Genomic DNA, 25,350 nt, shown 5'->3' on the forward strand with positions numbered 1-25,350 from the left:
CGGCGACATATTCCCGACGAAGAAGAAGGAACCGATGACGAAGCAGAAGAACGGAGCGCTCGTGGTCCGCGTCGTCAAGACGGTGGTGTCCGTGGCCCTGGCCGCGGTGATCATCGTGGCGATGGTGCTCATCAACCCGCAGCTGAGCGCGAACAAGATCATCTCCAGCCTGATGGGCTACAACCACCAGAGCGCCGACAACAGCGGCATCAAGGCCGACGGCGCTGACGCGAACTACTACACCGCCGACTACGACAAGGACAGCATCAAGGCCGCCGAGGACGACCTGTACAACCGCATCGCCGACGAAGGCGTCGTGCTGCTCAAGAACGACGACGACACCCTGCCGATGAAGAAGGGCACCGCGTTCAGCTTCTTCAGCGCCAACAGCGTCGACGGGACATCCACATCGATGCTGGCGATGCTCGGCGGTGGCGGCACCCCGACCACGCTGAAAACCGCATTCGAAGGAGCCGGCTTCAAGGTCAACGACACCCTGTGGAACTACTACGAGTCCGGCAACGGCAAGGACTACGGCCTGGCCTCCGGATCCGTCAGCTACGGCGACGCCGAGGACTTTCGCATCAACGAGGCCCCGCTGAGCGCGCTCGAGAAGGAATCCGGACTGCTTGACTCCGTCAAGGGCACCGTGCCGGTGTACGTGCTCAACCGCGTCGTCGGCGAAGGCCGCGACATGCCGCGCTCGATGGTCAACCACGCCGACAAGCAGGAGGACAAGGAGAAGAGCTACATCGAACTCGACTCCACCGAAACCGAGATCATCAAGTACCTCAACGACAACTACAAGGACGTTGTGCTGCTCGTCAAGTCCAGCGCCGCGATGGAACTCGACTGGCTCAAGGACTACCCGAACATCAAGGCCGTCGTCTACTCGCAGAACATCACCGACTCGCTCGCCAAGGTCTTCTCCGGCGCGGTCAACCCGTCCGGCCGCACGGTCGACACGTTCGCCGCGAACGCGCTCGCCTCGCCGGCCGCGCAGAACTTCGGCAGCTACCGCTACTACGACGAGAACGGCGACCCGACGAAGTACTACTACGTCGACTACGCCGAGGGCATCTACGTGGGCTACAAGTACTACGAGACGCGCTACGAGGACAAGGTGCTCGGCCAGGGCAACACCGGCGACTACGACTACGCCAAGGAGGTCGTGTACCCGTTCGGCTACGGCCTGAGCTACACCGACTTCACGTGGAGCGACTTCGCCGTCAAGAACAGCGGCGACGACTTCACCGCGACCGTCACCGTGACCAACACGGGCGACGTGGCCGGCAAGGACGTCGTGGAGCTCTACGCGCAGACGCCGTACACCGACTACGACAAGAAGAACGCCGTCGAAAAGGCGTCGGTGAACCTCGTCGGCTACGCGAAGACCGGCGAACTCGAGCCGGGCGCGAGCGAGACCGTCACCGTCACGTTCGCCAAGGACCAGCTCAAGTCGTACGACTACAAGGGCGCGAAGACGTACATCCTCGACGCCGGCGAATACCGCTTCACCGCCGCCGCCAACGCGAACGACGCCGTCAACAACATCCTCGCAGACAAGGGCAAGACCGTCTCCGACGGCATGACCGCGGCCGGTGACAAGTCCATGGTCGCCAGCTGGACGCCGGACAACACCGACGTCGACACGACCACGTTCGCCACCGACGCCGAAACCGGCAAGGCGATCTCCAACCTGTTCGACGCCGCCTCCGACCCGGACGTGACCTACCTGACCCGCGCCGACTGGACCGGCACCTTCCCGAAGCACTACGGCGAGGCGTCCGACGAGAAGAGCACCTGGGGCAACGAGATCAACTGCACCAAGGACGGCGTGAAGTCGTCGTGCACCTGGAAGAAGACCGCGTCCGCCGACCTCATCAAGCAGCTCGACGGCACCGACTCCGGCACCGACGTCGACCGTTCGTCGATCGACGACACCCCGACCTTCGGCCAGAAGAACGGACTCAAGGTCTCCGACATGCGCGGCCTCGACTACGACGACGAGCAGTGGGACAAGATCCTCGACCAGCTCACCGAGGACGACTACAACCAGCTCATCACCTTCTCCGGCTACGGCGTGGACTACATCAAGTCCGTCCAGAAGCCGTTCCAGACCGACGCCGACGCGGCCAGCGGCTGGCTGTACGGCGGCACCGGCCGCGCGTTCCCGAGCATCATGATGCTCACCCAGACGTGGAACGCCAAGCTGGCCGAGGAACTCGGCACGATGATGGGCAACGAGGCGCTGCTCGGCGGCGCGAACGGCTGGTACGCGCCGGCCATGAACATCCACCGCACCCCGTTCTCCGGCCGCAACGGCGAGTACTACTCCGAGGACGCGTTCCTGTCCGCGGCGACGGCCTCGCTCGAGGTCAAGGGCGTGGCGACCAAGGGCGTGTACGCGTACATCAAGCACTTCGCGCTCAACGACCAAGAGAACCACCGCGGCGACCGCGTCGGCAACTTCGGCGTGGCCACCTGGTCGAACGAGCAGGCGATCCGCGAGATCTACCTCAAGCCGTTCGAGGCGTGCATGAAGCTCGGCGACATGGACATGAAGTACGTCAAGAAGAACGCCGACGGCACGTATGAGAACGCCACGACGAAGACCCCGATCTCCAAGGGCGTGATGACCTCGTTCAACCGCCTCGGCGCCACCTGGACCGGCGGCAACCACGCGCTCATCCAGCAGCTGCTGCGCGACGAGTGGGGCTTCAACGGCCTGATCATCACCGACAACGCGAACACGAGCAAGTTCATGAGCCCGTACCAGATGCTTGAGGCCGGCTCCGACATCAAGCTGCTCAACGTGAGCGAGGACCCGACCGGCGAGAAGCTCGACCTCAACGACCCGGCCACCTACCACTACGCGCGGCAGGCCATGCACCACCTGCTGTACACGGTCGCGAACTCGAACAGCATGCAGGGCGCGCTGCCGGGCGCAGGGTTCACGTTCTACAACCAGATGAAGGTGATCCAGATCGCGTTCAACACGGTGTGCGGCATCCTGCTCGCGCTGTTGGCCTTCTTCTCCGTGTGGCGCTGGCTGCCGGGCACGATCCGCCGCGTGGCCGCCCGCAAGGAGCGCAAGGCCGCGAAGAAACTCGCGAAGAAGGCCGCGAAGGCCTGATCCGCACAGCTGCGCGAGCCGGTTTCGCGCCGGCATCGCGCGGCAACCATCCTTGGCGGTGACGTGAAGCGTGGAATTCCCCTGCGACACGTCACCGTCACTCCTCCGCACGGCGGACGGCCACTGCCCATGGCCGTCCGCTTCGTCATGTGCGGATCATGCGATTCGTGCCGCCCCGCGCGCAGTTCGTGCCGGATAAGATGCGGCTCGTCCCCGGGAAGATACGCTGGATGCTGAATATGACGTATGCCATGCGACGAGGCGAGGAGAAACCAGTGAAGGCGATCGAATTCAACCACGGATGGGCGTACCGGCATCTCGACACGGACGAGGCGTTCGTGCCGGTGACGGTGCCGCACGACGCGATGCTGGCCGAGCCGCGCACGCCGCTGGCCGCCAGCGGACTCAACTCCGGCTGGTTCGAAGGGCGTGACTACGAGTACGTGAAACGGTTCACGCCGGACGCCGCGCTCGCGGGATCGTCCATGATCCTCGAATTCGAGGGCGTGTACCACGACGCCGAGGTGTGGGTCAACGGCGAGCGGTCCGCGTACCGTCCGTACGGCTATACGAACTTCACCGTCGACGTGACCGACCGGTTCGTCGCCGGCGCCGAGAACGAGGTGCGCGTGATCGCACGCAACGCCGACCAGCCGAACTCGCGCTGGTATTCGGGCGCCGGCATCTACCGGCCGGTGACGCTGTGGGTCGCGCCGCGCGAGCACATCGCGCTCGACGGCGTGACCGTGCAGACGCTGTCGATCGGGACCGCGCTGGACATTTCCGGCGGCGTGCCCGAGCCGGCGCGCGTGCGGTTCACGGTCGAGACGACTGCGCCGGGGTCCGTGAGCGTCGAGGTCACGGCGGTCGATCCGTCACGGAGCGCCATCCCCGGGATCGACGGCAGCGCCGTTGCCGTCGACGGCAAGGCCGTCATCGAGCTCGACGTGCCGAACCCATGTTTGTGGTCATTGGACGAGCCGGACCTGTACTCGGCCCGCATCCGCTACACGGCGGCCGGCGAGACGGCCGACGCCGCGCCCGCCGCCGTCGACGAGACGACTGTCACCTTCGGCATCCGCGAGATCGCATGGGGCTCCGAAGGCTTCAAGATCAACGGCGAACGCGTCCTCATCCAGGGCGCGTGCATCCACCACGACAACGGCGTGCTCGGCGCATGCGCGTACGCGGACGCCGAGGAGCGCAAGATCGCGCTCATGAAGGCCAACGGCTACAACGCGATCCGCTCCGCCCACAACCCCTGCTCGAAGGCGCTGCTCGACGCGGCCGACCGGCTCGGCGTGCTCGTCATGGACGAATACATCGACCACTGGTACATCCACAAGACCCAGCACGACTACGTCGACCACTTCGACGAATGGTGGCGCCGCGACCTGACGGACATGGTCGTCAAGGACCGCAACCATCCCAGCGTCGTCCTGTACTCCACCGGCAACGAGGTCGGCGAAACCGCGCAGCCGCGCGGCATCGCCCTCACCCGCGAGATGACCGACTTCCTGCACGGGCTCGACCCGACCCGACCCGTCACCTGCGGCATCAACATCTTCTTCAACTTCCTCACGACGATCGGCGTCGGCCAATACTCCGACAAGAAGGCCGCGAAGGAGGCCGAAGCCGCGGAACGCCGCCGCGAGGCCGGCGACCTCGATACGCTCGAGGACAAGCACACCGCCGTCGGCAGCGAGTTCTTCAACAATCTCGCCGGCCTGCTCGGCGCGGGCTTCATGAAGACGATGGCGACCCTGCCGCCGTGCGACTGGGCCACGCGCGGCGCGTTCGCCAACATGGACGTCGCAGGCTACAACTACGGCATCAAGCGCTACGCCCACGACCTGCGCAAGTACCCGAAGCGGCTCATCCTCGGCTCGGAGACGTTCTGCTCCGACGCGTACCGGTTCCGCGAGTTCGCCAAGCGCAATCCGCGCGTGATCGGCGACTTCGTGTGGGCCGGCATGGACTACATGGGCGAGACCGGCATCGGTTCGTGGGAGTACGAGGATTACGCGCCGCTTCGGATCGGCTACGGCTGGCTGACGGCCGGCTCGGGGCGTCTCGACCTGAGCGGACGGCCGCTCGGCGAGGCATATTACACGCGCGTCGCGCTTGAGGCCCCGGATGCCGACGGGCGACCCGACCGTGGCCCGTACCTCGCCGTGTGCCCGGTGAACCACACCGGCGACCGGCATTCGCCGAGCGCGTGGAAGATGAGCAACGCGATCGACTCGTGGGCGTGGAACGGTTGCGAGGGCCGGCGCGCGAACGTCGAAGTGTACGCGCGTGCGGCGTCGGTGGCGCTGCTGGTCAACGGCCGCGAGGTCGCACGCAAGGCGCTGCGCGGCGACTGCATCGTCCGGTTCTCCTGCGAGTGGGAGCCCGGCGAAGTGACCGCCGTCTCCTATGACGAGTCCGGGCGCGAAATCGGCCGGCGCTCGCTGCGCAGCGCGGGGGAGCGTACCGAACTGCGTGCCGCGGTCGAATGGCCGGTTGCGGGTGACGGTGCATTGGTCATCGGTATCGACGAGTCGGTCGCCGACGGTGGCGTTCGGTCCGGTTCCGTGGCCGTCCGTCCCGGTCATCTGGCGTTCGTGCGCGTGCGCTACACCGACGAGTCCGGCATCACCAAGCCGCTCGAACGCGGCATTGTGCACGCGACCGTTGACGGCGGCGACCTGCTCGGCTTCGGCTCGGCCGCGCCGCACAATCCCGGCAGCTTCCTCGACGCCGACAGCGACACCTACTACGGCGAGACGCTGGCGGTGATCCGCGTGCCCGAAACCGCCGTCCGCGGCGATACGGTTACGGCGACCTTCGCCGACGACGCGGGCCACCAGACCACGCTCGCCATCGCCGTCGCCTGACCGCGTGCGTACGGCCGACCCGGTTTGTGCCGGCACTCTCCGGCTTGCGTCGGTATCTTCCGTAAGTTCGCATGATCTAGACGACCGTGCGAACTTAGTGAGGAATATGCCGTCTGTATCCTCACTAAGTTCGCAGACCAGTCGTCGATTGCGCGAACTTAGCGAAGATACGGGCTTATCCGATGCGCTCTGCGCGGGCGAGCGCTTGGCCTGGCGGGGGCGGCCGGTCCGGCCGGTGCGCCTCAGCCCAGATAGCCGTCGATGTGCAGCGTCTGGGCTGCGACCTGCTTGATCACGACGTCCGGCGTCTCCGGATGCAGGCGGATCAGCGAGATCAGGCCGACGATCAGCGTGTAGAACGTCTCGTGCACGTTGCGGATCGGCAGGCCGTGCAGCTTCTCGAAATCAAGCACGGTCGTGTCGCAGAAGTAGTCGGCGATGCGGTCGGCCGCGTGGTCGATGAACCTGATGTACAGCTCCGCGTTGCCCGCCTGCATGAGTTTCGCGCTGAACGGGCCCTCGTCGGCGATGATCGCGCGCGTGAGCCGCACGATGTCGTCAAGCGCCTTGTCGATGTTGCCGATCTCGCGCGATGCGTTCCACTGGTCGAGCTTGGCGAGCATCGTGGCGATCGCGTCGTCGATCACCGCGTCGGCCACCTCGTTCTTGTCGGCGAAATAGTGGTAGAACAGCGAACGCGTCATGTCGGCGCGCTCGGCGATGTCGCTGATGGTGAGCTTGGCGAATCCGGTGTCGAGGCAGGCTTCGCGCGCCGCCCGTACGATCTGCATGCGCCGTGCGTCGCCTCGTGTGGCGGCGGGCTGTGCGTTGCGTGACTGCTGTGTCATTGGGACGCTCCTTGTCGATTGCGGTCGTAGTGGCGCTGCATGGGCTGGGTGCGCTGCGATCTGCGGCCAGTCTAGAACGATGTTGACGTTGTGTCAAAAACCGTCATTGCGCGGCGATTCCGGGCGGGACGGGCGATGGCGGGGGACGATGGGCGGGGAAAGCGAGGCGAGCAGTTCCGGTGCGCGCACGCATGCGGAACCGGCCCTGTCTCAGCCCTTCTTCTCCAGCAGCGCGTACAGCGGCGCGTTGTTGTACGCGAACTTCACGTTGCCCAGTTTCGGCGTGGCGATGGCCGCGACGTTGGCGTACCACAGCGGGATTTGCGGCAGATCCTCAAGCAGGATCTCCTCGGCCTGCCAGTACGTCGCGTTGGCCTGATCCGCGTCCGTCTGGGCCGCCGCCTTCCCGAGCAGCTCGTCGACCTTCTCGTTCGCGTAATCGAACTCGTTGTACCCGCCGTCCGAACGGAACCGCAGCGTCAGATAGTTCTCGACGTTCGGATAATCCGGCGGCCATTCGCTGCCGTACGGCGAGGGGATCGTCCCGTCCACCGCGGCCGTGCGCAGTTCCTTGTGCGAGGTCCACGGATCGGCCTGCGCGTCGATGCCGAGCGTGTCCGCGATCTGGTTCGCCACGGCCTCCACCCACAGCCGGTTGTCGGAATCGGCGCTGTACGAGATTTTCAGCGTGCCCGTCCACGGCGAGATCGCGTCGGCCTGCTTCCACAATTGCCGCGCCCGCGAGGCGTCATGCCGCAGGTTCGCCGCGTTGGCGAGTTCGTCGCTGTAGCCGATGATCGTCGGCGCGGTGAAGTCGACGGCCGGCTCGCGCGTGCCGTTGAACACCTTGCGGCAGATCAGGTCGCGGTCGAGGGCCATCGAGATCGCCTGCCGCCGCAGACGCCCCTCGTCGCCGCTGAAATGCGCGAGCCGCTCGGGCACGTTCAGCCCCTGCGTCTCCGCGCCGGCGACCGTGTACGCCGTCACGCCGTCCAGCTTGCGGTACACCGCGTACTTCGACGACGGCACCTCGTCGAGCAGGTCGAGATTGCCGGCGAGCACGTCCGCGAACGCCGCATCGGTGGACGTGTAGAACCGGAACGTGAGCCCCGCGTTGTGCGCCGGCATCGCGCCGTGATAGTCGTCGTTGCGCACCACGTCGAGCTCCTGCCCGCGCGTCCACGACGAGAATCGGTACGCGCCGTTGCCGACCGGATGCTTGGCGTACGCGTCCGGATCGTCGTAGAACGAGGCGGGCAGCGGCAGGAACGGGACGTTGCCGACCCGCTCGGCGAACGCGGAATCGGGGGAGGACAGCGTGACCGTGAACGTGCGCTCGCCCGTCACCTTCAGGCCCGACAGTTGCGCGTTCTTATCGGATGATTTCTTCTGCAGATCGTCGTAGCCGACGATGTTCGAAAAATAGCTGGCGTTGATCTGCGCGTTTGCAGGATTCGCCGCGTAGCTCCACGCGCGGGTGAACGATTCGGCCGTGACCGGCGTGCCGTCGGTGAACGTCCAGCCGTCGCGTAGCGTGACCGTGTACTCGGTGGAATCCGCGTTCGGCGTGATCGATTCGGCGACCTCGTTGACCGGCTTGCCGTCCTCGTCGTAGGTGATGAGCCCGGCGAGCAGCGTCGACAGGATGCGGAATCCGCCCGCGTCGCCGGCGCCGCCCGGCGTCAGCCCGGTGCGCGGTTCGATCGCGTTGACCGAGATCGTGGACTGCGCGGCCGTCGTGCCGTCATCGCGTCGCGCGCCGCAGCCAGCGCACAGCGAGACGACGGCCACGATCGCGGCGGCGGCCGCCGCCAGACGCGTGATGTGCGCGACGTGCGTGACGCGGGAAAGGATGCTGTTCATGACTGTCATTGTTCCACCATTGTCGTCATGTGATGTTGCGTGGTCGTGCGGGGTGCGTAGGACGGTCCGCACGTCAGCGGATGTGCACGCTCGCCGGATCGACGGCGATGCGGCGCGTGCCGCTCGGCTTGACCGTCGCCTCGGGATCGACGCCGAACACGATCAGTCGCAGCTGGTCGCCGGCCGGAATCGTCCGTTCGAACGGTTCCATGTCGATCGCGTAGTGGTATCTGCGGCCGGGTTCGAGCCGGCGCTTCGTCCACGAGCCGTCGACGTTCTGCGCGTTCGCCCAGCCGCGCGTCAGCACGCGGTACGGTGAGGGCTCGTGTTCCGTGACGAATCGTTTGAGTTCGATCTCGGGGCCGTTCAGCCCGCAGCGCATCGACCCGACGGTCTCCTGCTCGCAGGTCAGCCGCTCATGCGCGCCGACGTCCACCAGCATCACGCTCAGGATCGCGGCGGGGGAGTCGAACGACGCCTCGAACTCGACGATCGGCCGTTCGCGGCCCAGCCGCGTATCGGCCGTAAACGGTGCCGTGTCGAATCGCAGTTCGTGCCGCGGCGCGGGATCGGACAGCACCAGTTCGTCGCGCCACGCGCCGAGCGAGGACTCCGGATTGGTGCGGTCGAACGCGGTCGCGTCGAGATCGTCGACGATCGTGACGGTGGCCGGGGTGCCGTGTCGTTCGTCGGCGATGCTTGCCTCGCCGCCGCCCGCCGGGCGGAATTCAGGCAGGTCGCCATGCTCCGGGAACCCGCCATCGTACGGCGTCCAGCGCCGCTGATCGACGTCGTCCTGCACCAGCGCGGCCGGAATGTCCGCAATGTCGGTGTTGTCGTCGATCAGATAATGGTCCAGCCAGCGATGCGCGAGCGCGTTGACCGGATTGTCCGCAAGATCATGCGTATAGCAGTGCGCGCCGCGATGCAGCACCAGCGTCGTGCGCGTGCCGCGGCCACGCAGCACGGCGGCCAGACGCGTCGCCTGCGAGGGCTTGACGTTCATGTCGTCCAGCCCCTGCACGATGAACGCCGGACACGGGCGTTCGGGCAGACGCTCCAGTTGGCTCAGGTAGTCGCGCTCCTGCCACCACGGATTGCGGTCGCCGCCGTCGCGGTCCATGCGCTCGCGGATGTCCGCAAGATGACGGTCGTACGCGGCCTTCGTCGCGTCGTCGATCCCGTCTCGCACGCGGCTGAAACAGTATTCGTTGAGCAGGTCGATATCGTCGCCCTGCCAGCCCAGCGCCGGACGGGCCAGGCCGTTGCAGCGGTAGTAGTCGTACCAGTCCGAGATGCCGGCGACCGGAAGGATCGTCGCCAGTCCGCGCACGCCGGTCGCCGCGACCGCGACGCACATCGTGCCGAGATAGCTTTTGCCGGTCATCGCGATCCGGCCGCTCGCCCAGTCGGCCTTCACTTCGACGTTGTCGGTCGGATTCGTGAACGCGTGCGCCCGGCCGTTCAGCCAGTCGATCACCGCCGCGAACGCCGCGGCCTCCTCGGGCGAGCCGCAGTCGTTGAACCCCTGCGAGCCGCGCGTGCCGAGGCCGGCGCAGAACACGGTCGCGTACCCGCACGAGTTGTAGAACGCGTAGTAGTCGCTGATGCATTCGAGTTCGGGGAAATCGCAGTGGTCGGCGAGACCGGTGCCGGCCGTGGGGCGGGATTTCGTCGGGCGGAAAGCGGTCTGGGCGGCGGTCTGCGGCGCGGAATCAGCCGAATCGTGCGGTGCCGTGCCGGTGGTGTCGGCAGCGGCGGCGTCCATCCCGTCCCCGCCGACCGTCAGCTCCACGTCGGTATCGTGCGGCGTGTAGCCGTCGTCGTCGCAGCCCAGCATGTACGGATCGGCCACGTAGATGGCCGGCACGACCAGCCCGTCCGCGGTTTCGCGCGGGCGGCGGATGTACACCGCGATCAGGTCGGCCAGGCCGTCGCCGTCGGTGTCCACTGGCGTTTCGACCCAGACGCGTTCGGTGATGCACGCGCGATAGTCGTACGTCGGGCTCGTCGGCGCGCTCAGGTGCCGCGATCCTGCAGTCGGTTGCGCCGCGGCCGCCCGGGTTGCGGGGGTCGGCTGCGATGCGGTCGATCGGTCGTCTGTCATGCGTGGCGTCCTTACTGCTGGTTGCTGTTCGACTGCTCTGTGCTTGTTCGTGGGTATCGTCCGCGATGCCCACGACATGAATGATGGCCTGCGACGGGCCGCCGCAGGCCATCATGCGGGCCGCGTCACCGTTCGGCGGCGGCCGTTTCGGTCGTTGCGGACTGTTCGGTCTTGGCGGTCTTGGCCGCGGTCTTCTTGCCCAGGCCGTGCTTCCTGAGGAACAGCTGCCACACGACGACGAACGCGGCGCCCAGCAGCAGCATGGCGATCAGGAACCCGAAGAAGTAGCGGTATCCGAGCACGCCCGGATGGCCGTCGATCAGCGCGCCGGCGAGCAGCGACACGAACACCTCGGGCAGGTAGCCGATGGTCGAGATGATGCCCGCGGCCGTGCCGGACACGCGCTGCGGGATCGCGCCCTCGTCCATCATCGCCCACGTCAGCGGGTAGTTGACGTTGTAGAAGAAGTAGATCACCAGGAAGATCGCCACGAACGCGATCGTGGACGACGCGTTGAGCGGCAGCAGCAGGATCACGAACGTGCCGGCCGCCATGATGAGGAACGAGATCAGCAGCAGACGGCTCGTGCCGAACTTGTCGGCCAGGTAGCCGCCGCCCACGTTCGAGACGGGCGTGACGTAGCGCTTCGCGGCGGCCAGCACCGCGCCGGCCGTCACGGACATGCCCAGCAGCGACGTGCCGTACGGCGTGAAGTAGTAGACCGACAGCGTGAACACGTAGTTGCAGAACGTGACCAGGCCGATGATCCAGATTGCGGGCATGCGCACGACGGTGCCGAGATCGCGGAACGTGACCTGCTCGCTCTTGTCGATCTTCGTGTCGTCGTCGCGCATCTTCCAGAACACCAGCAGGCCGGACAGGATGGTGATGACCGAATAGAAGACGATGACCTGCTTCATGCCGGCGATGTCGTTCTTGCCGTCGGCGTTGACGCCCAGACGGAACGCGATCACCGCGAGCGGCGTCATGATCGCTGCGACCACGCCGCGCGCGCCCTCGAACCAGCCGAAGGACTTGCCCTTGTCGTCGTCGCTGGACAGCACGCGTACGGCCTTCACGCAGCACGGCCAGAACGCGAACAGCGACGTGAAGCCCCAGAAGGAGTACAGGATCACCAGTTCGACGAAGTTCAGCGGCAGCAGGTGGACGAAACCGCCCAGGCCGGTGCCGACCAGCGACAGCGACAGCAGCAGGCGGATGCTCACGCGGTCCGCCAGATAGCCGCCGAACAGGTAGGAGATCATGCCGAACACGCCGAAGATGCTGCCGAACACGCCGATCTGCACGTTGGTCAGGTGGTACGCCTGCGCGTAGGCGTCGTAATAGTCGTAGTGGAAGTACGGCAGGCCGTAGATGATGGAGCCGCCGGCGGCGACCAGCAGGATCGCCACGAAGTTTCGGCTGGTTTTCTCGCCCATGCCGAGTTTGCGCAACAGACTCATCGTTTCCTCGCTTTCTCGTCTCTTGCTGTTCCGTTCGTCGCATCGCCGGCCGCTGACCGCCGTAAGTGTCGTCGTGTCGGCGGCGTCGGCGGACGGTATGACCGCGGATCCGTTGTGTCATCGGCTGCGACGGTGCGGAAACGTGAACAATGTAGCAATGCGACGTTGCGTGGGCATGATGCGTTCCGCGCAGTGAGCGGAATGACTGAAGCGGTTGCGTCGGGCGAGCGCGAGGAGCGCGTATGCGGAATATGTGGTGGACGGCATGGCACGGTCAGCGCGGGCCTGATGCGCCGGTGCGCGAGTCGATGCGGGTGCCGGTCGACTGGTTCGGTCAGCGTGGTTCGGTCAGTGCGTGAACAGCGAGCCGGGGAATCCGCGGCTGACGGAGGCGGTGCGGTCGGGGCGCAGGATCGCGCATTCGAAACCGAATCGTGCGGCGAGCGCGTTCGGATCGGCGACGAACAGGGCGGTGGCCAGGCCGTCGGCAAGGGCGGTGGGATACCTGACCGCGGGATCCGCGTCGACGTAAGTCCAGGTCGCGGCCACGTCGTCGACGGGACGGCCGTCGATCGCGTTGATGAGATGATGCAGTTCGAGACCGCCGGCGGACCGCCAATGCCGGCGGCTGGGGGCGCTCGCGCAGAGCGCGCCGTGCGTCACGGTTGCGGTGCCCACGGCGCGTGTCGTATCGGACGGGTCTTCTAGTGCGATCGTGACGGGATGATGCGGCGAACGGACGAATAGGTCGCCGCCCGCATCGATGAGCAGATAGGGACAATCCGTGGGGGAAGTCATCGCGGCGACGAGATCGACGAGATACCCCTTGCCGCAGGCGCCGAAATCGAGATGTACCGGGCGGCGCGTGACGAGCGTGGTGCCATGGTCGCCGTTGCGCGTAACGTCGTCCCGCCACGTCGGCCGGCCGTGGATCGCGCCGAGCCGCGTGGTCGCGTCGTCGGCCAATGCGAACGAATACCGCGCGTCGTAGCCGAGCCTGATGAGATCCTCACCCACGCACGGGTCGATCGCGCCGTCCGTCGTGTCGACCAGCGCATCGACCAGGTCGAACAGGCCCGCCGCCCAATCCGGGAACTCGAACCGGCCGCCGCGTGTGGCCCGGCCCATCGTGGCCACGGTCGAATCGTCACGGAACCGCGACAGCACGGATTCGTACTCGCCGATGAACGCGGCGATGCGCGCTTCGAGCGCGTTCGCAGCCGTCGTATCGGTCGCCGCGCTGCCGCTCGGTCGCGCGATCATTCCGGTCCCCAGCGCCTTGGGGAACGCCATTACCCGCGGCATGTGCCCGCTCAGTTCGCTCATGCGCCCATGGTATCGCCGGCCCCGGCACCGGTGCTGCGTTCCGGGAATCCCGATACGCCCGCCGGTTGCGTGTGTCGACGGGCGTGCCATCGGTGGCTTTGTGACCGTGGAATCGCGGCGTTCGGCGCGGACGAGGGTGAACGAGGGTGCAATGGGGCAATCATCGCAGTGATGAACGGGGCATGAACAATCGCGCGTGCTGTCCGAAAAGCTATGCAAATGCTGGGATTTTACTGGATTTTGTCGTCGGGGGGGGGTAATCCAGATGGTGGATCAGCATAACCGAAAGAGGTCTGTCGCGACATGCGGAGGCAGTGTGAGCCGAAGCCGCGGGCTAATTGAATGCTGTAATGCCCATCGAACAAAGGAAGAGCATGGGAGAAGAACACCCAACGAAGGGACGTGGAGGCGTGCGCAGCGCCGTCGCGGCTTTTGCCGCGGTGGCGACGCTGCTCGGCGGCGGCATAGTCGCCCCGATCGCGCTCGCAGATCCATCCGCTGACGCGAATACGTCGACGTCACAGTCGGCGAATGCCGCGCAGGATAGCAAGAACACCGATACGACGGCCAAGGATTCGGCCGGCACCGGCACACAGTCGGATGCCAAGACGATCACGTCGGTCGCCGATCCCGGACTGATCCGCGCGATCGCGGGTCAGTCCGGTCTGAAACTGCCGCAGACCGTGACCGCGACGTACAGTGACGGCACGACCGCGGGCGTCGCCGTGATCTGGTCCGGCAATGGCTACCGGTCCGACGACGATCTCGCCAAGCTGTCGGCCGGCACCTACGAGTTCAAGGGCACGGTCGACGGTACCGACCAGCAGCCGACCGCGACGTTGCAGGTCGCGCCGGCCGCGAATGCGGACAAGAAGGCCGACGCGAAGGCCGACCAGCAGGCCGAGGGTGACAAGGCCGCGCCGCAGTCTGATTCGGTCCCTGAAGGCAAGACCGTCGAATCGATCGCACCCTACGATTACGGCAAGGAAGCGGTCGGCATCACGCCGGACTTCACCTGGCAAGGCGTCACCGTGACCTACACCGACGGTACCAGCGATTGGCTGTACCCGGCGTGGGGCAAGATCGATTCCTCCAAGGCCGGCACGGTCACCGTCGAAGGCACGGTCGACGGCACCGACATCAAGGCCGAGGCCACGATCGAGTTCGTCGATATCGCGAGCATCGAAAAGCCGGAAGCATACACGCTGCCGGGTCAGTATCCGGATCTGTCGAACTACGTGACGGTCGCGCTGACCGACGGCACCGAACTGTCGCGGTATCTGTCGTGGACCTGGCCCGCCGACACCGACTGGTCCTCCACCAAAGACGGCCAGAATGTGACCGCAACGGGCACGCTGGAGAACTCCGACGACAAGCTGACCACCACCGGCACCGTGCATGTGCGCGACGTCGTCTCGTATGAGCCGGTCGAAGTCAGGACCCTCAAGGGTGTCGCCCCGTCAATGCCGAATACGGTCACCGCGAAGCTGAGCGATGGCAAGTCCGGCGACTTCTCCGTGTCCTGGGCCGACATCGATCCGAGTCAGTACGCCAATGCCGGCACGTTCACCGTGGAAGGCACAGTGAACGGCAGCGACAAGAAGGCGACCGCCACGGTCACCGTGCAGGACTACAAGCCGCTCGAAAGCGTGTACGTCTCCACCGGTATCGGCGATTCGCCGTATCTGCCGGGCAAGGTGAACGTCACGCTCGACGACGGTACCCTCGAGTCGTACCAGGTGAGCTGGCCGAGCATCGACGAGAGCCAGTACACCAAGACCGGCACGTTCATCGTGACCGGCCAGCTGGTCGACGACAACTGGAACGATCTGGGCATCGACGTCACGGTCACCGTGCAGGTGCTGCCGATCCGCGAGGTCCAGACCCGCACCGACTACACGATCCCCGGTCTCGCGCCGGATCTACCGAGCCAAGTCCAGGTCACGTTCAGCGACGGCACCTCCTCGTACCGTGACGTGACGTGGGAGAACATCGACCCGTCCCAGTACGCCGAACAGGGCGAGTTCTCGGTCAGGGGCACCGTCGCGTACACCGACATATTCGCCGTCGACACGATCCGCGTCGTGCCGATCACCAAGGTGAACGACGATTCGACGCTGACGACGCTCGTCGGCGTCAAGAAGGACCTGTCGTCCTATGTGAGCGTCACGTTCGCGGACGGCCGTACCAGTTCCTGGAACGTGACGTGGGATGCGGTGGATGATGCCAAGTGGAATACCATCGGCACGTTCGACGTCGTCGGCAAGCTCGACCACACCGATCTGACCACCGTGATGCATGTGACGGTCGCAGGACTGAAGAAGACCGAGTATTCGCAGAAGACCTACGTCGGCGGCGGGTTCAGCCAGCCGGATCTGGAACTGACCAACGGCCAGTCGCTCGCGTCGTGGAACTATGAGGCCACGTGGTCTCCGGACCCGTACGACTCCGAGCTGTACAAGAAGCCCGGCGAGTACGATTTCACCGGCGCGATCAAGGGCGCCAAGCTCACCTTCACCGTGCATCTGTCGGTGCTTTCCATCAAGAGCATCAAGCAGCCGGATCCGGTGACCACCGTCACCGGCGTCGCCCCGTCGCTGCCGGACTACGCCTACATCATGCTTTCCGACGGGTCGACCAAGTCGATGTACATCAGCTGGAAGGCGATCGACCCGAGTCAGTACGCCAAGCCCGGCACTTTCTCCGCGGAAGGCACGATCGACAGCATCGGCAAGGGCGTGACGGTTACCGTCACCGTCCTCGACAGTCAGAAGACCAAGGAAGTCACCGTTTCGACGCTGAGCGAGTTTGCGCCGACGCTGCCGTACAACGTGAAGACCACGCTGTGGGACGGCACGTCCCGCGACGTGCAGGCCCAGTGGGAGAACCCGGATCCGTCCTCGTACAAGGCGCCCGGCTCATTCGATGTCAAGGGCTATCTGCTCGGCTCCGAGATTCCGATCGTCGCGCACGTGAACGTGTACGATCCGGCCGATCCGGTCGTGCAGACGGTCACCACGACCGTCGGCGTCACCCCGCAGAACATGTCGACCACGTACCTGAGCGTCACGCTCACCAACGGCGACGTGTTCCAGACGCCGTACGACGATCCGATCACATGGGCCGCGATCGATCCGAGCCAGTACGCCAAGGTTGGCTCGTTTGAGGTCGAAGGCACGTTCTTCGCCAAGAGCATCAAGCTCTACACCCGCGTGAATGTCGGCGAGGTCTACGGCTGGGCCAACGGGGCCAACCCGTACATGACCACGTACGTGGTCGGCTCCGGCGACTTCACGTTGCCGCAGACCCTGGGTGCCTTCACCGCCGACGGCGACTACGCATCCCTGCCCGTCACCTGGGATTCGTTCGACAAGAGCCTGCTCACGAAGGACGGCGCGACCATCACCGTCAACGGCAAGTCCACCGGCTCCAAGCCGCTCACCGCGAAGGCCGTGATCTCCGTGGTCGGCGTCAAGTCGGTGAACGAGATCAACGACGTGACCGTAATCGCCGGCACCATGCCGACGCTGCCGTCTTACGCTACCGGCAAGCTGTCGAACGGCGACGACTGCAACCTGTACGTCACCTGGGATTCGATTAAGCCCGAGCAGTACGCGAAGGCCGGCTCCTTCACCGTCAACGGCAAGGCCGGCGTCAGCTACTCCGGCGACAAGACCATCCCCGTGTCGATCAAGGTGAACGTCGTGAACGACATCGCCTCCGCCGAGGATGCGGACGTATGGACCGTGCCGGGAGTCAAGCCGAACCTGCCGAGTGAGGTGGCCGTCACCTACCCGAAGTCCGTCGCGGCCAGCATCGGCGCCTTCTTCAAGGCGATCGTGCGTGCTGCCACCGGCAGCGACGACGCCGAGGCTACGCAGTACCTCAACGTGACGTGGGATGACATCAACCCCGACCAGTATGCGAAGGACGGCTCCACGTTCACCGTGGAAGGCACGATCGAAGGCAGCGAGGTCAAGGCCAAGGCGACCGTCACGGTCTCCGCGATCAAGACCGTCAAGCTCCCGCCCGTCACCACCGTCGCGCGGAGCTATCCGTCCCTGCCGTACAAGGTCGACGTCGTCACCAACGACGGCGCGACCCGTCAGATGAGCGTGATGTGGGATTCGATCCCGGCCAGCTCCTACCAGGAGCCGGGGTCGCTGTTCACCGCCACCGGCAACGCATATATGTCCGACAGCGGACTGAGCGATTACTCCATCCCGGTTAACGTCACCGTGTCCGTGAGCAAGGTCACCACGGTCGTTGTCTCCTCGATGGACGGCCTCGTCACCGAAGCCGGTGTCAGGCCGCTCCTGTTCGACAACCTGCCGGTCGAGACCACGTCCGGCCAGGTGCTCGCCGCCCCGGTGTCCTGGGACAACATCAAGCCCGCCTCCTACGCCAATCCCGGCACCTTCGAGGTCACAGGCCATCTGACGGCGGTCGGCGGCGATGCCGTCTCCGCCGCCGGCCTAGAGACCGCCCGTTCGCTGGACTCCCGCGCGACCGTAGACAACGGCACCGTCAAGGTGAAAGTCACGGTCATCGCCGCCCAGGACGAGCCGCAGATCAGCCTCGTCGGCTACACCACGAACACGATCACCCCGAGCAAGGACTTCACCCTGCCCACGAACGTGACCGTGCTTATGTCGGACGGTTCGATGCGTTGCGCTTACGGATGCGCTAGTGGACAGCCCGTGACGTCCGTGAATATGGACGGCCCGAAGGTCACTTGGGACACCTCCAAGCTCGACCTCACCAAGCCCGGCAACTACGACATCGTGGGTACCGTGGAAGGTACGACCAAGAAGGCGCACTACTACCTGACCGTGGCCGATGCCGCGGCCGGTACTCTCACCGGATTCGAGCCGATCACCAAGCAGTTCGCGGCCGGCACCAAGGCCAAGGACGCCGCGGCCACCCTGCCGCAGCAGGTCACCGCAAAGTACTCCGACGGCACCACCCGATTCGTCGAAGTCGCCTGGGATCTGACCCCGCTCACCGATGATGTGCTGAACAAGGTCGGCACCACGATCGAACTCAACGGCAACGTCGACGGCACCACGATCAAGGCGAAGGCCACCATTGAAGTGGTTGAGTCCGCCGCGATGCCGCAGCAGCCCGCCGACGTGACCGTCTCGACTCCGGAAGGCGTCAAGCCGACCCTGCCGAAGACGATCACGCTCAAGTACGCTAACGGTTCCGCCACGTCCTCCGCGGTCACTTGGACCGCGTTCGGCGATAACCTGTGGGCCGACGGCAAGGGCGGCACCACGTTCGACGTCACTGGCATCACCGAGATTGGCGCGTTCACCGTCACCGCGCACGTCACGGTCACCAAGGTCAAGAAGTACACGTTCACGTTCGACGCGAACGGCGGCACCCTGGCCGACGGTACCGGTGCCACGGTGGTCGTGCGCGAAGGCGCCCAGCTCAAGGCTCCGGCCGATCCGGTGCGCTCCGGCTACGTGTTCGCCGGCTGGTATGACGCCGCGGAAGGCGGCAAGAAGGTCACGTTGCCGTTCACCCCGACTGGCGACGAGTACGCGCAGACCCTGTACGCGCACTGGACCGAGAAGCCCGTGCCGGCCGAGTCCGTTTCGATCTCCGGCGACGGAGTGAAGGACGGCAAGGCGACTGTGGCCAAGGGCAAGACTCTGACCGTCAAGGCCACCGTCATCCCGGCCAACGCGACCGACCCGTCCGTCACGTGGACGTCGTCCGATCCGACCGTCGTGTCCGTCACCGCCAACGCTGACGGCACCGCGACCATCACCGGCGTCAAGGGCGGCAAGGCGACCGTCACGGCCGCGACCAAGCCGCTGGACGGTGTGTCCGGCGACACGGCCAAGACCGCGTCGATCGACGTCACCGTGCCGGCCTCCGTCGCGTCCATCGCCGCCAAGGTCAGCAAGACCGCGTACACCAAGGGCGACACGTTCGACCCGTCGACCGTGACCGTCACCGCCACGTTCGACGACGGCACGAGCCGCACGCTCAAGTCCGACGAGTACACGCTCTCCGACACCACGCTCGACACGGTCGGCGGCAAGACCGTCACCGTGACGTACAAGGCGAACCCGGCCGTCACGACCACGTTCACGCTGACCGTCGCACAGCGCTACTGGACCGTCACGTTCGACTCGAACGGCGGTTCCGCGGTCGCGTCGCAGCAGGTCGCGGACGACGGCGCGGCGCACGTCGCCAAGCCGGTCGACCCGACCCGCGAAGGCTTCGCGTTCACGGGCTGGACGACCGACAAGGACGGCAAGTCGCCGTACGGATTCGACGTTCCGGTGACCGGCGACCTGACGCTGTACGCGCAGTGGAAGGACGCCGCGGCCCCGGTCATCTCTGGCGCGAACAACGTGTACGTCGTCCAGAATTCGACGTTCGACCCGCTGGCCGGCGTGACCGCCACGGATAACGTGGACGGCAAGGTCGAGGTCAAGGTCTCCGGCGACGTCGATACGTCCGCCAAGGTCGGCACCGTGTTCACGCTCACTTACACCGCCACCGACAAGGCCGGCAACACTGCCACCGTCACGCGCAAGGTGACCATCATCGAGAAGACCGTGGATGTGGACTCGTCCAAGACCACGATCACCGGTGAGGGAGTCAAGGACGGCAAGGCCATCGTGAAGAAGGGCGAGACCCTGGCCATCGCCGCTTCCGTGGCTCCGGCCGACGCGACCAACGTGCGCGTCGCATGGTCCTCTTCCGACGAGAAGGTAGTCACGGTTGAGGCCGGCGAAGGCTGGAACGCGACAGTCAGGGCGCTGCGCGGCGGCAAGGCGGCCGTCACGCTCAAGGTCTACCAGGCCAACCCGGTCGGCCTGACCGCCGGCAAGGAGAAGCTTGTAGCCACCAAGACCATCGAGATCACCGTGCCGAAGACCGCCGCATCGGTCGAGCCGCTTGCCGACATCGCCGTGTTCGCTGGTCGCAAGCCGAAACTGCCGACCACTGCGACCGTGGTCTACGATGACGGCTCCAAGGAGTCCGGCAAGGCGATCACGTGGGACGACGAGCAGTTCGTCGACTGGCCGAAGGCTCAGATCGGCTTCTCCGTCGTGCTGAACGGCACGGTCGAAGGCCTGCCGGTCAGCGTCAAGGTCACTGTGGTCGACGACACCGAAGCTCCGGTGTTCTCCGGCGTCGATGACAAGACCATCTCGGTCGGCACCGCGTTCGACCCGCTGGCTGGCGTCACCGCCAAGGACAACGCCGACGGCGACGTGACCGCGAACATCAAGGTCGAGGGCACGGTCGACACGACCAAGGCCGGCAGCTACACGTTGACCTACACCGTGTCCGACTCGTACGGCAACGTCACCACGGCGGTCCGCACGATCACCGTGACGGCCGAGCCGGTCAAGCCGGCGCCCGGCGACAACGGTTCCGGCACTGGCTCCGAAGGCCAGGGCGGCGACAAGGCCCCGGCCAAGAAGCCCGACGCGCTGTCCAACACAGGCGCAGTATCCAGCGTAGCCATGATCGCCGCGCTGCTGCTCGCCGGTGCGGGCTTGACGCTCAAGCTCGGTGACCGCCGCAACCGCGGTCGTCATCAGCGCTGAGTACGGCTGAGTGTGCTAGCGACTAGCTGAGATGGTGGCCTCCCGTTCATTGCGGATGGGGGGCCACCGTTTTTTGTCCCCGGAATCGAGTGTTGCTCGATGCCGAACTGGCTTGGTGAAGACGGAACGTCACTATGTTCGCGTGATTGTGATGTGGCCGCGAACATAGTGACGGTAATGGGGGTTGAAACGTCGCTATGTTCGCGCCGTATAAGCGATCACGCGAACATAGCGACGGAAACTGCGCTACCATTGACATAGTGTCAAAGGAGGTTCGAGGATGAACAAAGAGACGCGTACTCCGGCTGCAACGGCTGCAACTGCCGTCAAGGACCTGCCCGCCGCCAAGGTCTGGGCGTTCGCGACCGGCCAGTTCGGCTGGGCGCTCCTGAGCGGCATCATCTCCAACTGGCTCGTGTACTTCTACCAGCCCGACGCCGAAACCATCGCCCAGGGCCAGACCGTCTTCGTGCCGCAAGGCCTCGTCATCCTCGGGATCGTCACCGTCGTCGGCGGCATCACCGCGTTCGCCCGCTTCTTCGACGCGTTCGTCGACCCCGCCGTTGCGAGTCTCTCGGACCGCAGCAAGTCCCCTCGCGGCCGGCGCATCCCGTTCCTGCAGTTCGCCGCGCTCCCGCTCGCCGTCGTCACCGTCCTCGTCTTCTGGAGCCCGGTCAACACGACCAGCTGGGCGAACGCCGCGTTCCTGTTCGTCACCGTCATCGGCTATTACATCGCGCTCACGTTCTACTGCACGCCGTACAACGCGCTCATCGCCGAACTCGGCCACGACTCGAAGCAGCAGCTCAACATCTCCACGACCATCTCGTTCACGTTCATCGCCGGCACCGCCGTCGCCTACGTCGCGCCGGTCATCTGGGGCGCGCTCGTGCCCGGGCTCGGCCGCGTGAACGCGATCCGCGTGACGTTCACGATCCTCGCCGCGATCGCGTTCGTCTGCATGCTCGTGCCCGCGCTCGCCATCGACGAGCGCGAATACGTCGACTCCAAGCCGACCAGCGAGGACACGCTCACCTCGCTCAAGGAGACGTTCCGCGACCGCGAATTCGTGAAGTTCGTCAGCTCCGACATCGTGTACTGGATCGCGATCACGATGTTCCAGACCGGCCTACCGTTCTTCGTGACCAGCCTGCTCAAGCTCCCGGAGACGAGCACGACGATCTACTTCGTGCTCATGACCGGTGTTTCGGTGCTGTTCTATCTGCCGGTGAACATGTTCGCCGGGCGCGTCGGCAAGAAGCGGCTGATGCTGGTCGGATTCGTGATCTTCACGTGCGCGTACGTGTTCGCGTCGCTGCTCGGCTCGGGCGCGTTGGGCGCGATCCCGGCGATGGCGCAGGGCGTGGTGCTGTCGGTCGCGTGCGCGATTCCGATGGCGATCTTCGGCATCCTGCCGCAGGCCGTGGTGGCGAACATCGCAGGCGCGAGCTCGAAGACGACCGGCGAGGACCGTCAGGGCATGTTCTACGCGGCCCGCACGTTCGCGATGAAGATGGGACAGAGCCTGTCGATGCTGCTGTTCACCGGCCTGAGCACGATCGGTGCGGGTTCTGGCTTCGGCTATCGCGCGGCCGCCGTATGCGCGGCGGTGCTGTGCGGCCTCGGCGGGCTGATCTTCGCGTTCTACGACGAGAAGAAGGTGCTCGCCGTGCTGGAGGCGTGATCACCTCGGGATGCGTATGTGGCCGATGCCTTTCTTCAAATCCTGAGGCAGTTTTTCGGATTGGCAGGAGTCCTTCTTCAAACTTTGAGGCAGCGTTCTCCGGCGAACAAAGGAAAAACCGTCGTTCTGCCCGTTCCCGACCCCCATTGGTCAGGGAAGGAGCGCCTCAAGGTTTGGAGAAAGACCTCTGCGCAGCGGTGAAACTGCCTCAGGGTTTTGAGAAAGGTCCAGCCGAGGGTTGGCGCCGGTTCGCTGATGTCCGTGGAGGGTGATTTTGCGCATCGAACGATAATCCGTGACGCGTTATGATGCCGTAGCCCCGTGCCGGCCAATCGTTGCGAGAGGTTGGATATGACACGGCGTGTTGTAGGAGGCATCTGTAGCGAAATATCGGATGGTGAGACGATGGCGGGCGGATTTTGACACCCACGACGTTGATATTCCGCCATAATCGTGCCTCTACCGCAAACCGGTCAAAAAATCAAGACTGTTTTTTCCGGAAGTTTCCTCGTAATTTATTGCGCGGTGGGCGTCAAACGCCCTATGCGCATATGAGAGGAAGCTTCGCCAATGTCGAATCGTGCCATGATGACGGCCGCCACGCACGCCGTGAACGGCGGTTCGGTCGCGCGCACGGCAACTCGTACGATCGCCAAGGCCACGGTTGCCGCGATCGCATTCGTCGCCGCGCTCGTGACCATGCTGAGCCTTGCCGTTGCGCCGATCTCCGGCACGACCGCGCAGTCGATCCTGCCGGTCACGCAGACCGCGGTCGCCGACGACTCGACCGATTCGGCCGTCGACTACGAAACGTGGGCCGCCGTCGCCAAGGCCATCGACGAGCAGCTGCAGGACGGTCTTAAGGAATACACGTCCGGCAACACGGCCGGCTCGACGTCCAAGTTCATGGCCGCGTACAACACGATCTACGTCGCGTCCAACTTCACCGCCGTCGTGCGCGACTCGGTCAGCTCCGACAAGCAGGCCGCGCAGCAGCAGGCGTTCCAGGACATCCAGAACCTGTCGTACACCGCCGGCAACGACGACCAGCTCAAGCAGAAGATCTCCGATCTGGTCAACGATCTGAACGCGACCGCGCAGCAGCTCGACGCCAACGCCGATCTCGCCAACCCGAAGCAGTACTCGGCCGACCTGCAGGCGCAGATCGCCAAGGAACGCAAGGAACTCGACGCCAAGAAAAAGAAGAACCCGGGCAAGGGCAACCGTTCGTGGACCGACGTGGCCAACGAGATGACCCCGATCCTCGACAACGCGTACAAGGCGTACGCGGCGGGCGATGCGGCCAAGGGCGCGACGCTCGTGAACAACGCGTACTACCAGTATTACGAAAAGCTCGGCTTCGAGAAGAACGTGATGAACGCGATCAGCGGCGACCGCGTCTCGCAGGTCGAATACCAGTTCAAGATGTGCCGCAAGTCGATGAACACCGGCGCGGACCTCAAGAGCACCAAGAAGCTTATCGACGACCTCAAGGCCATGCTGGTCAAGGATGCGGGCATCCTCGACGGCGGTGCGGCCGACAAGGAAGGCGGCTTCACGAAGTTCATCACCAGTGCGGTCGGCCAGGCGTTCCTGATCCTCATCCGCGAGGGTCTTGAGGCGCTGCTCGTGGTCGCGGCCGTGGTGGCGTACCTCGTCAAGTCCGGCAACAAGCGCTTCACCAAGTGGATCTACCTCGGCGTGCTCGCCGGCCTTGCGGGCGCCGGGCTGGTCGCGGTGATCTTCGTGCTCGCGTTCGGCGGCTCCGGCCCGATCCAGGAGATCATGGAAGGCGTGTGCGCCCTGATCGCCATGGGCATGCTGCTGTGGACCAGCAACTGGATGCTGAATAAATCGTCGGTCGAGGCGTGGAACCGGTACATTCGCACCAAGACCGAGGCGGCCGTCAAGTCCGTGTCCGCGCAGGTCGAGTCCGGCGATCACGTCGCGTTCGGCACGGTGATGTCGCTCGCGATGCTGAGCTTCCTCGCGGTGTTCCGCGAGGGCGCCGAAACGGTGATCTTCTACCAGTCGATCTACTCGATGAGCCAGGACACGAAGGGCATGTGGACGGGCGGCATCGCCGCGGCCGTGGTGCTCGTGATCATCTTCTTCGTCATCCGGTTCACGTCGGTGAAGATTCCGATCGGCCCGTTCTTCCTCGTCACGTCGATCCTGATGTCGGTGCTCGTGGTCGTCTTCGCGGGCGGCGGCGTGCACGCGCTCATCGAAGGCGACGCGCTGCCGGCCACGTACCTGCAGGGCGTGCCGACGAACGACTGGCTCGGCTTCTACCCGTACGTCGAGTGCATCGTGGCGCAGGTGATCGCGGCCATCGCGGTGATCGCGCTGTTCGTGGTCGGCTTCGTCAAGCAGCGCAAGGCCAAGGACCGTGTTTGCTGTTCTGATGGAGGGGTGGGAATAGTTAGAGGCTTCTAGGCAGAATGGGTGGTGCCTAAACCTA

Annotated in this window: 10 protein-coding genes; 5 read left to right on the plus strand and 5 right to left on the minus strand. The window is 65.3% G+C overall.

Annotated elements, in window-relative coordinates:
- Window positions 1-34 precede the first annotated feature (34 nt).
- Both GFD25_RS08720 and GFD25_RS08725 read left to right on the plus strand, forming a co-directional pair.
- Window positions 35-3,136 carry a glycoside hydrolase family 3 N-terminal domain-containing protein gene (locus GFD25_RS08720; protein ID WP_163231930.1) on the plus strand — a complete coding sequence of 1,034 codons (3,102 nt, stop codon included), beginning with the start codon at window positions 35-37 and terminating at the stop codon, window positions 3,134-3,136.
- 275 nt (window positions 3,137-3,411) lie between these two features.
- Window positions 3,412-6,015 carry a glycoside hydrolase family 2 TIM barrel-domain containing protein gene (locus GFD25_RS08725; protein ID WP_163231932.1) on the plus strand — a complete coding sequence of 868 codons (2,604 nt, stop codon included), beginning with the start codon at window positions 3,412-3,414 and terminating at the stop codon, window positions 6,013-6,015.
- Window positions 6,016-6,257: 242 nt separating this feature from the next.
- On the opposite strand, the gene GFD25_RS08730 is transcribed toward GFD25_RS08725, so the two are convergent.
- The 5 genes from GFD25_RS08730 to GFD25_RS08750 form a co-directional block, all read right to left on the minus strand.
- Window positions 6,258-6,863: a TetR/AcrR family transcriptional regulator gene (locus GFD25_RS08730; protein ID WP_163231934.1), complete on the minus strand. Its 606-nt coding sequence runs from the start codon at window positions 6,861-6,863 to the stop codon at window positions 6,258-6,260.
- 210 nt (window positions 6,864-7,073) lie between these two features.
- On the minus strand, window positions 7,074-8,726 hold the full coding sequence (locus GFD25_RS08735) for a peptide ABC transporter substrate-binding protein (protein ID WP_163231937.1): 1,653 nt from the start codon (window positions 8,724-8,726) through the stop codon (window positions 7,074-7,076).
- Between the two features lie 73 nt (window positions 8,727-8,799).
- Entirely contained in the window at window positions 8,800-10,833 is a 2,034-nt protein-coding gene (locus GFD25_RS08740; protein ID WP_163231939.1) for a CocE/NonD family hydrolase, read from the minus strand.
- 125 nt (window positions 10,834-10,958) lie between these two features.
- Window positions 10,959-12,296 carry an MFS transporter gene (locus GFD25_RS08745; RefSeq protein WP_163231941.1) on the minus strand — a complete coding sequence of 446 codons (1,338 nt, stop codon included), beginning with the start codon at window positions 12,294-12,296 and terminating at the stop codon, window positions 10,959-10,961.
- 348 nt (window positions 12,297-12,644) lie between these two features.
- Window positions 12,645-13,622, minus strand: coding sequence for an FAD:protein FMN transferase (locus GFD25_RS08750; protein ID WP_204314847.1), 978 nt, complete (start codon window positions 13,620-13,622; stop codon window positions 12,645-12,647).
- 374 nt (window positions 13,623-13,996) lie between these two features.
- Between GFD25_RS08750 and GFD25_RS08755 the strand changes: the two genes are divergently transcribed.
- From GFD25_RS08755 to GFD25_RS08765, 3 genes are all read left to right on the plus strand, one after another.
- Window positions 13,997-21,202 carry an Ig-like domain-containing protein gene (locus GFD25_RS08755; RefSeq protein ID WP_163231943.1) on the plus strand — a complete coding sequence of 2,402 codons (7,206 nt, stop codon included), beginning with the start codon at window positions 13,997-13,999 and terminating at the stop codon, window positions 21,200-21,202.
- A 280-nt stretch (window positions 21,203-21,482) separates the two neighbouring features.
- Window positions 21,483-22,886, plus strand: coding sequence for an MFS transporter (locus tag GFD25_RS08760; protein ID WP_163231945.1), 1,404 nt, complete (start codon window positions 21,483-21,485; stop codon window positions 22,884-22,886).
- Between the two features lie 699 nt (window positions 22,887-23,585).
- Window positions 23,586-25,325, plus strand: coding sequence for an FTR1 family iron permease (locus tag GFD25_RS08765; protein ID WP_163231965.1), 1,740 nt, complete (start codon window positions 23,586-23,588; stop codon window positions 25,323-25,325).
- Window positions 25,326-25,350 lie beyond the last annotated feature (25 nt).

This window comes from Bifidobacterium aerophilum (assembly GCF_010667685.1).
GTDB classification, from domain to species: Bacteria; Actinomycetota; Actinomycetes; order Actinomycetales; family Bifidobacteriaceae; genus Bifidobacterium; species Bifidobacterium aerophilum.

Excerpts from the sequence above, each read along its gene's own strand:
- GFD25_RS08745 (WP_163231941.1), bottom strand. The coding sequence starts at position 12,296 with ATGAGTCTGTTGCGCAAACTCGGCATGGGCGAGAAAACCAGCCGAAAC.
- GFD25_RS08765 (WP_163231965.1), top strand. The coding sequence starts at position 23,586 with ATGCTGAGCCTTGCCGTTGCGCCGATCTCCGGCACGACCGCGCAGTCG.
- GFD25_RS08760 (WP_163231945.1), top strand. The coding sequence starts at position 21,483 with ATGAACAAAGAGACGCGTACTCCGGCTGCAACGGCTGCAACTGCCGTC.
- GFD25_RS08730 (WP_163231934.1), bottom strand. The coding sequence starts at position 6,863 with ATGACACAGCAGTCACGCAACGCACAGCCCGCCGCCACACGAGGCGAC.
- GFD25_RS08750 (WP_204314847.1), bottom strand. The coding sequence starts at position 13,622 with ATGAGCGAACTGAGCGGGCACATGCCGCGGGTAATGGCGTTCCCCAAG.
- GFD25_RS08740 (WP_163231939.1), bottom strand. The coding sequence starts at position 10,833 with ATGACAGACGACCGATCGACCGCATCGCAGCCGACCCCCGCAACCCGG.
- GFD25_RS08735 (WP_163231937.1), bottom strand. The coding sequence starts at position 8,726 with ATGAACAGCATCCTTTCCCGCGTCACGCACGTCGCGCACATCACGCGT.
- GFD25_RS08755 (WP_163231943.1), top strand. The coding sequence starts at position 13,997 with ATGGGAGAAGAACACCCAACGAAGGGACGTGGAGGCGTGCGCAGCGCC.
- GFD25_RS08720 (WP_163231930.1), top strand. The coding sequence starts at position 35 with ATGACGAAGCAGAAGAACGGAGCGCTCGTGGTCCGCGTCGTCAAGACG.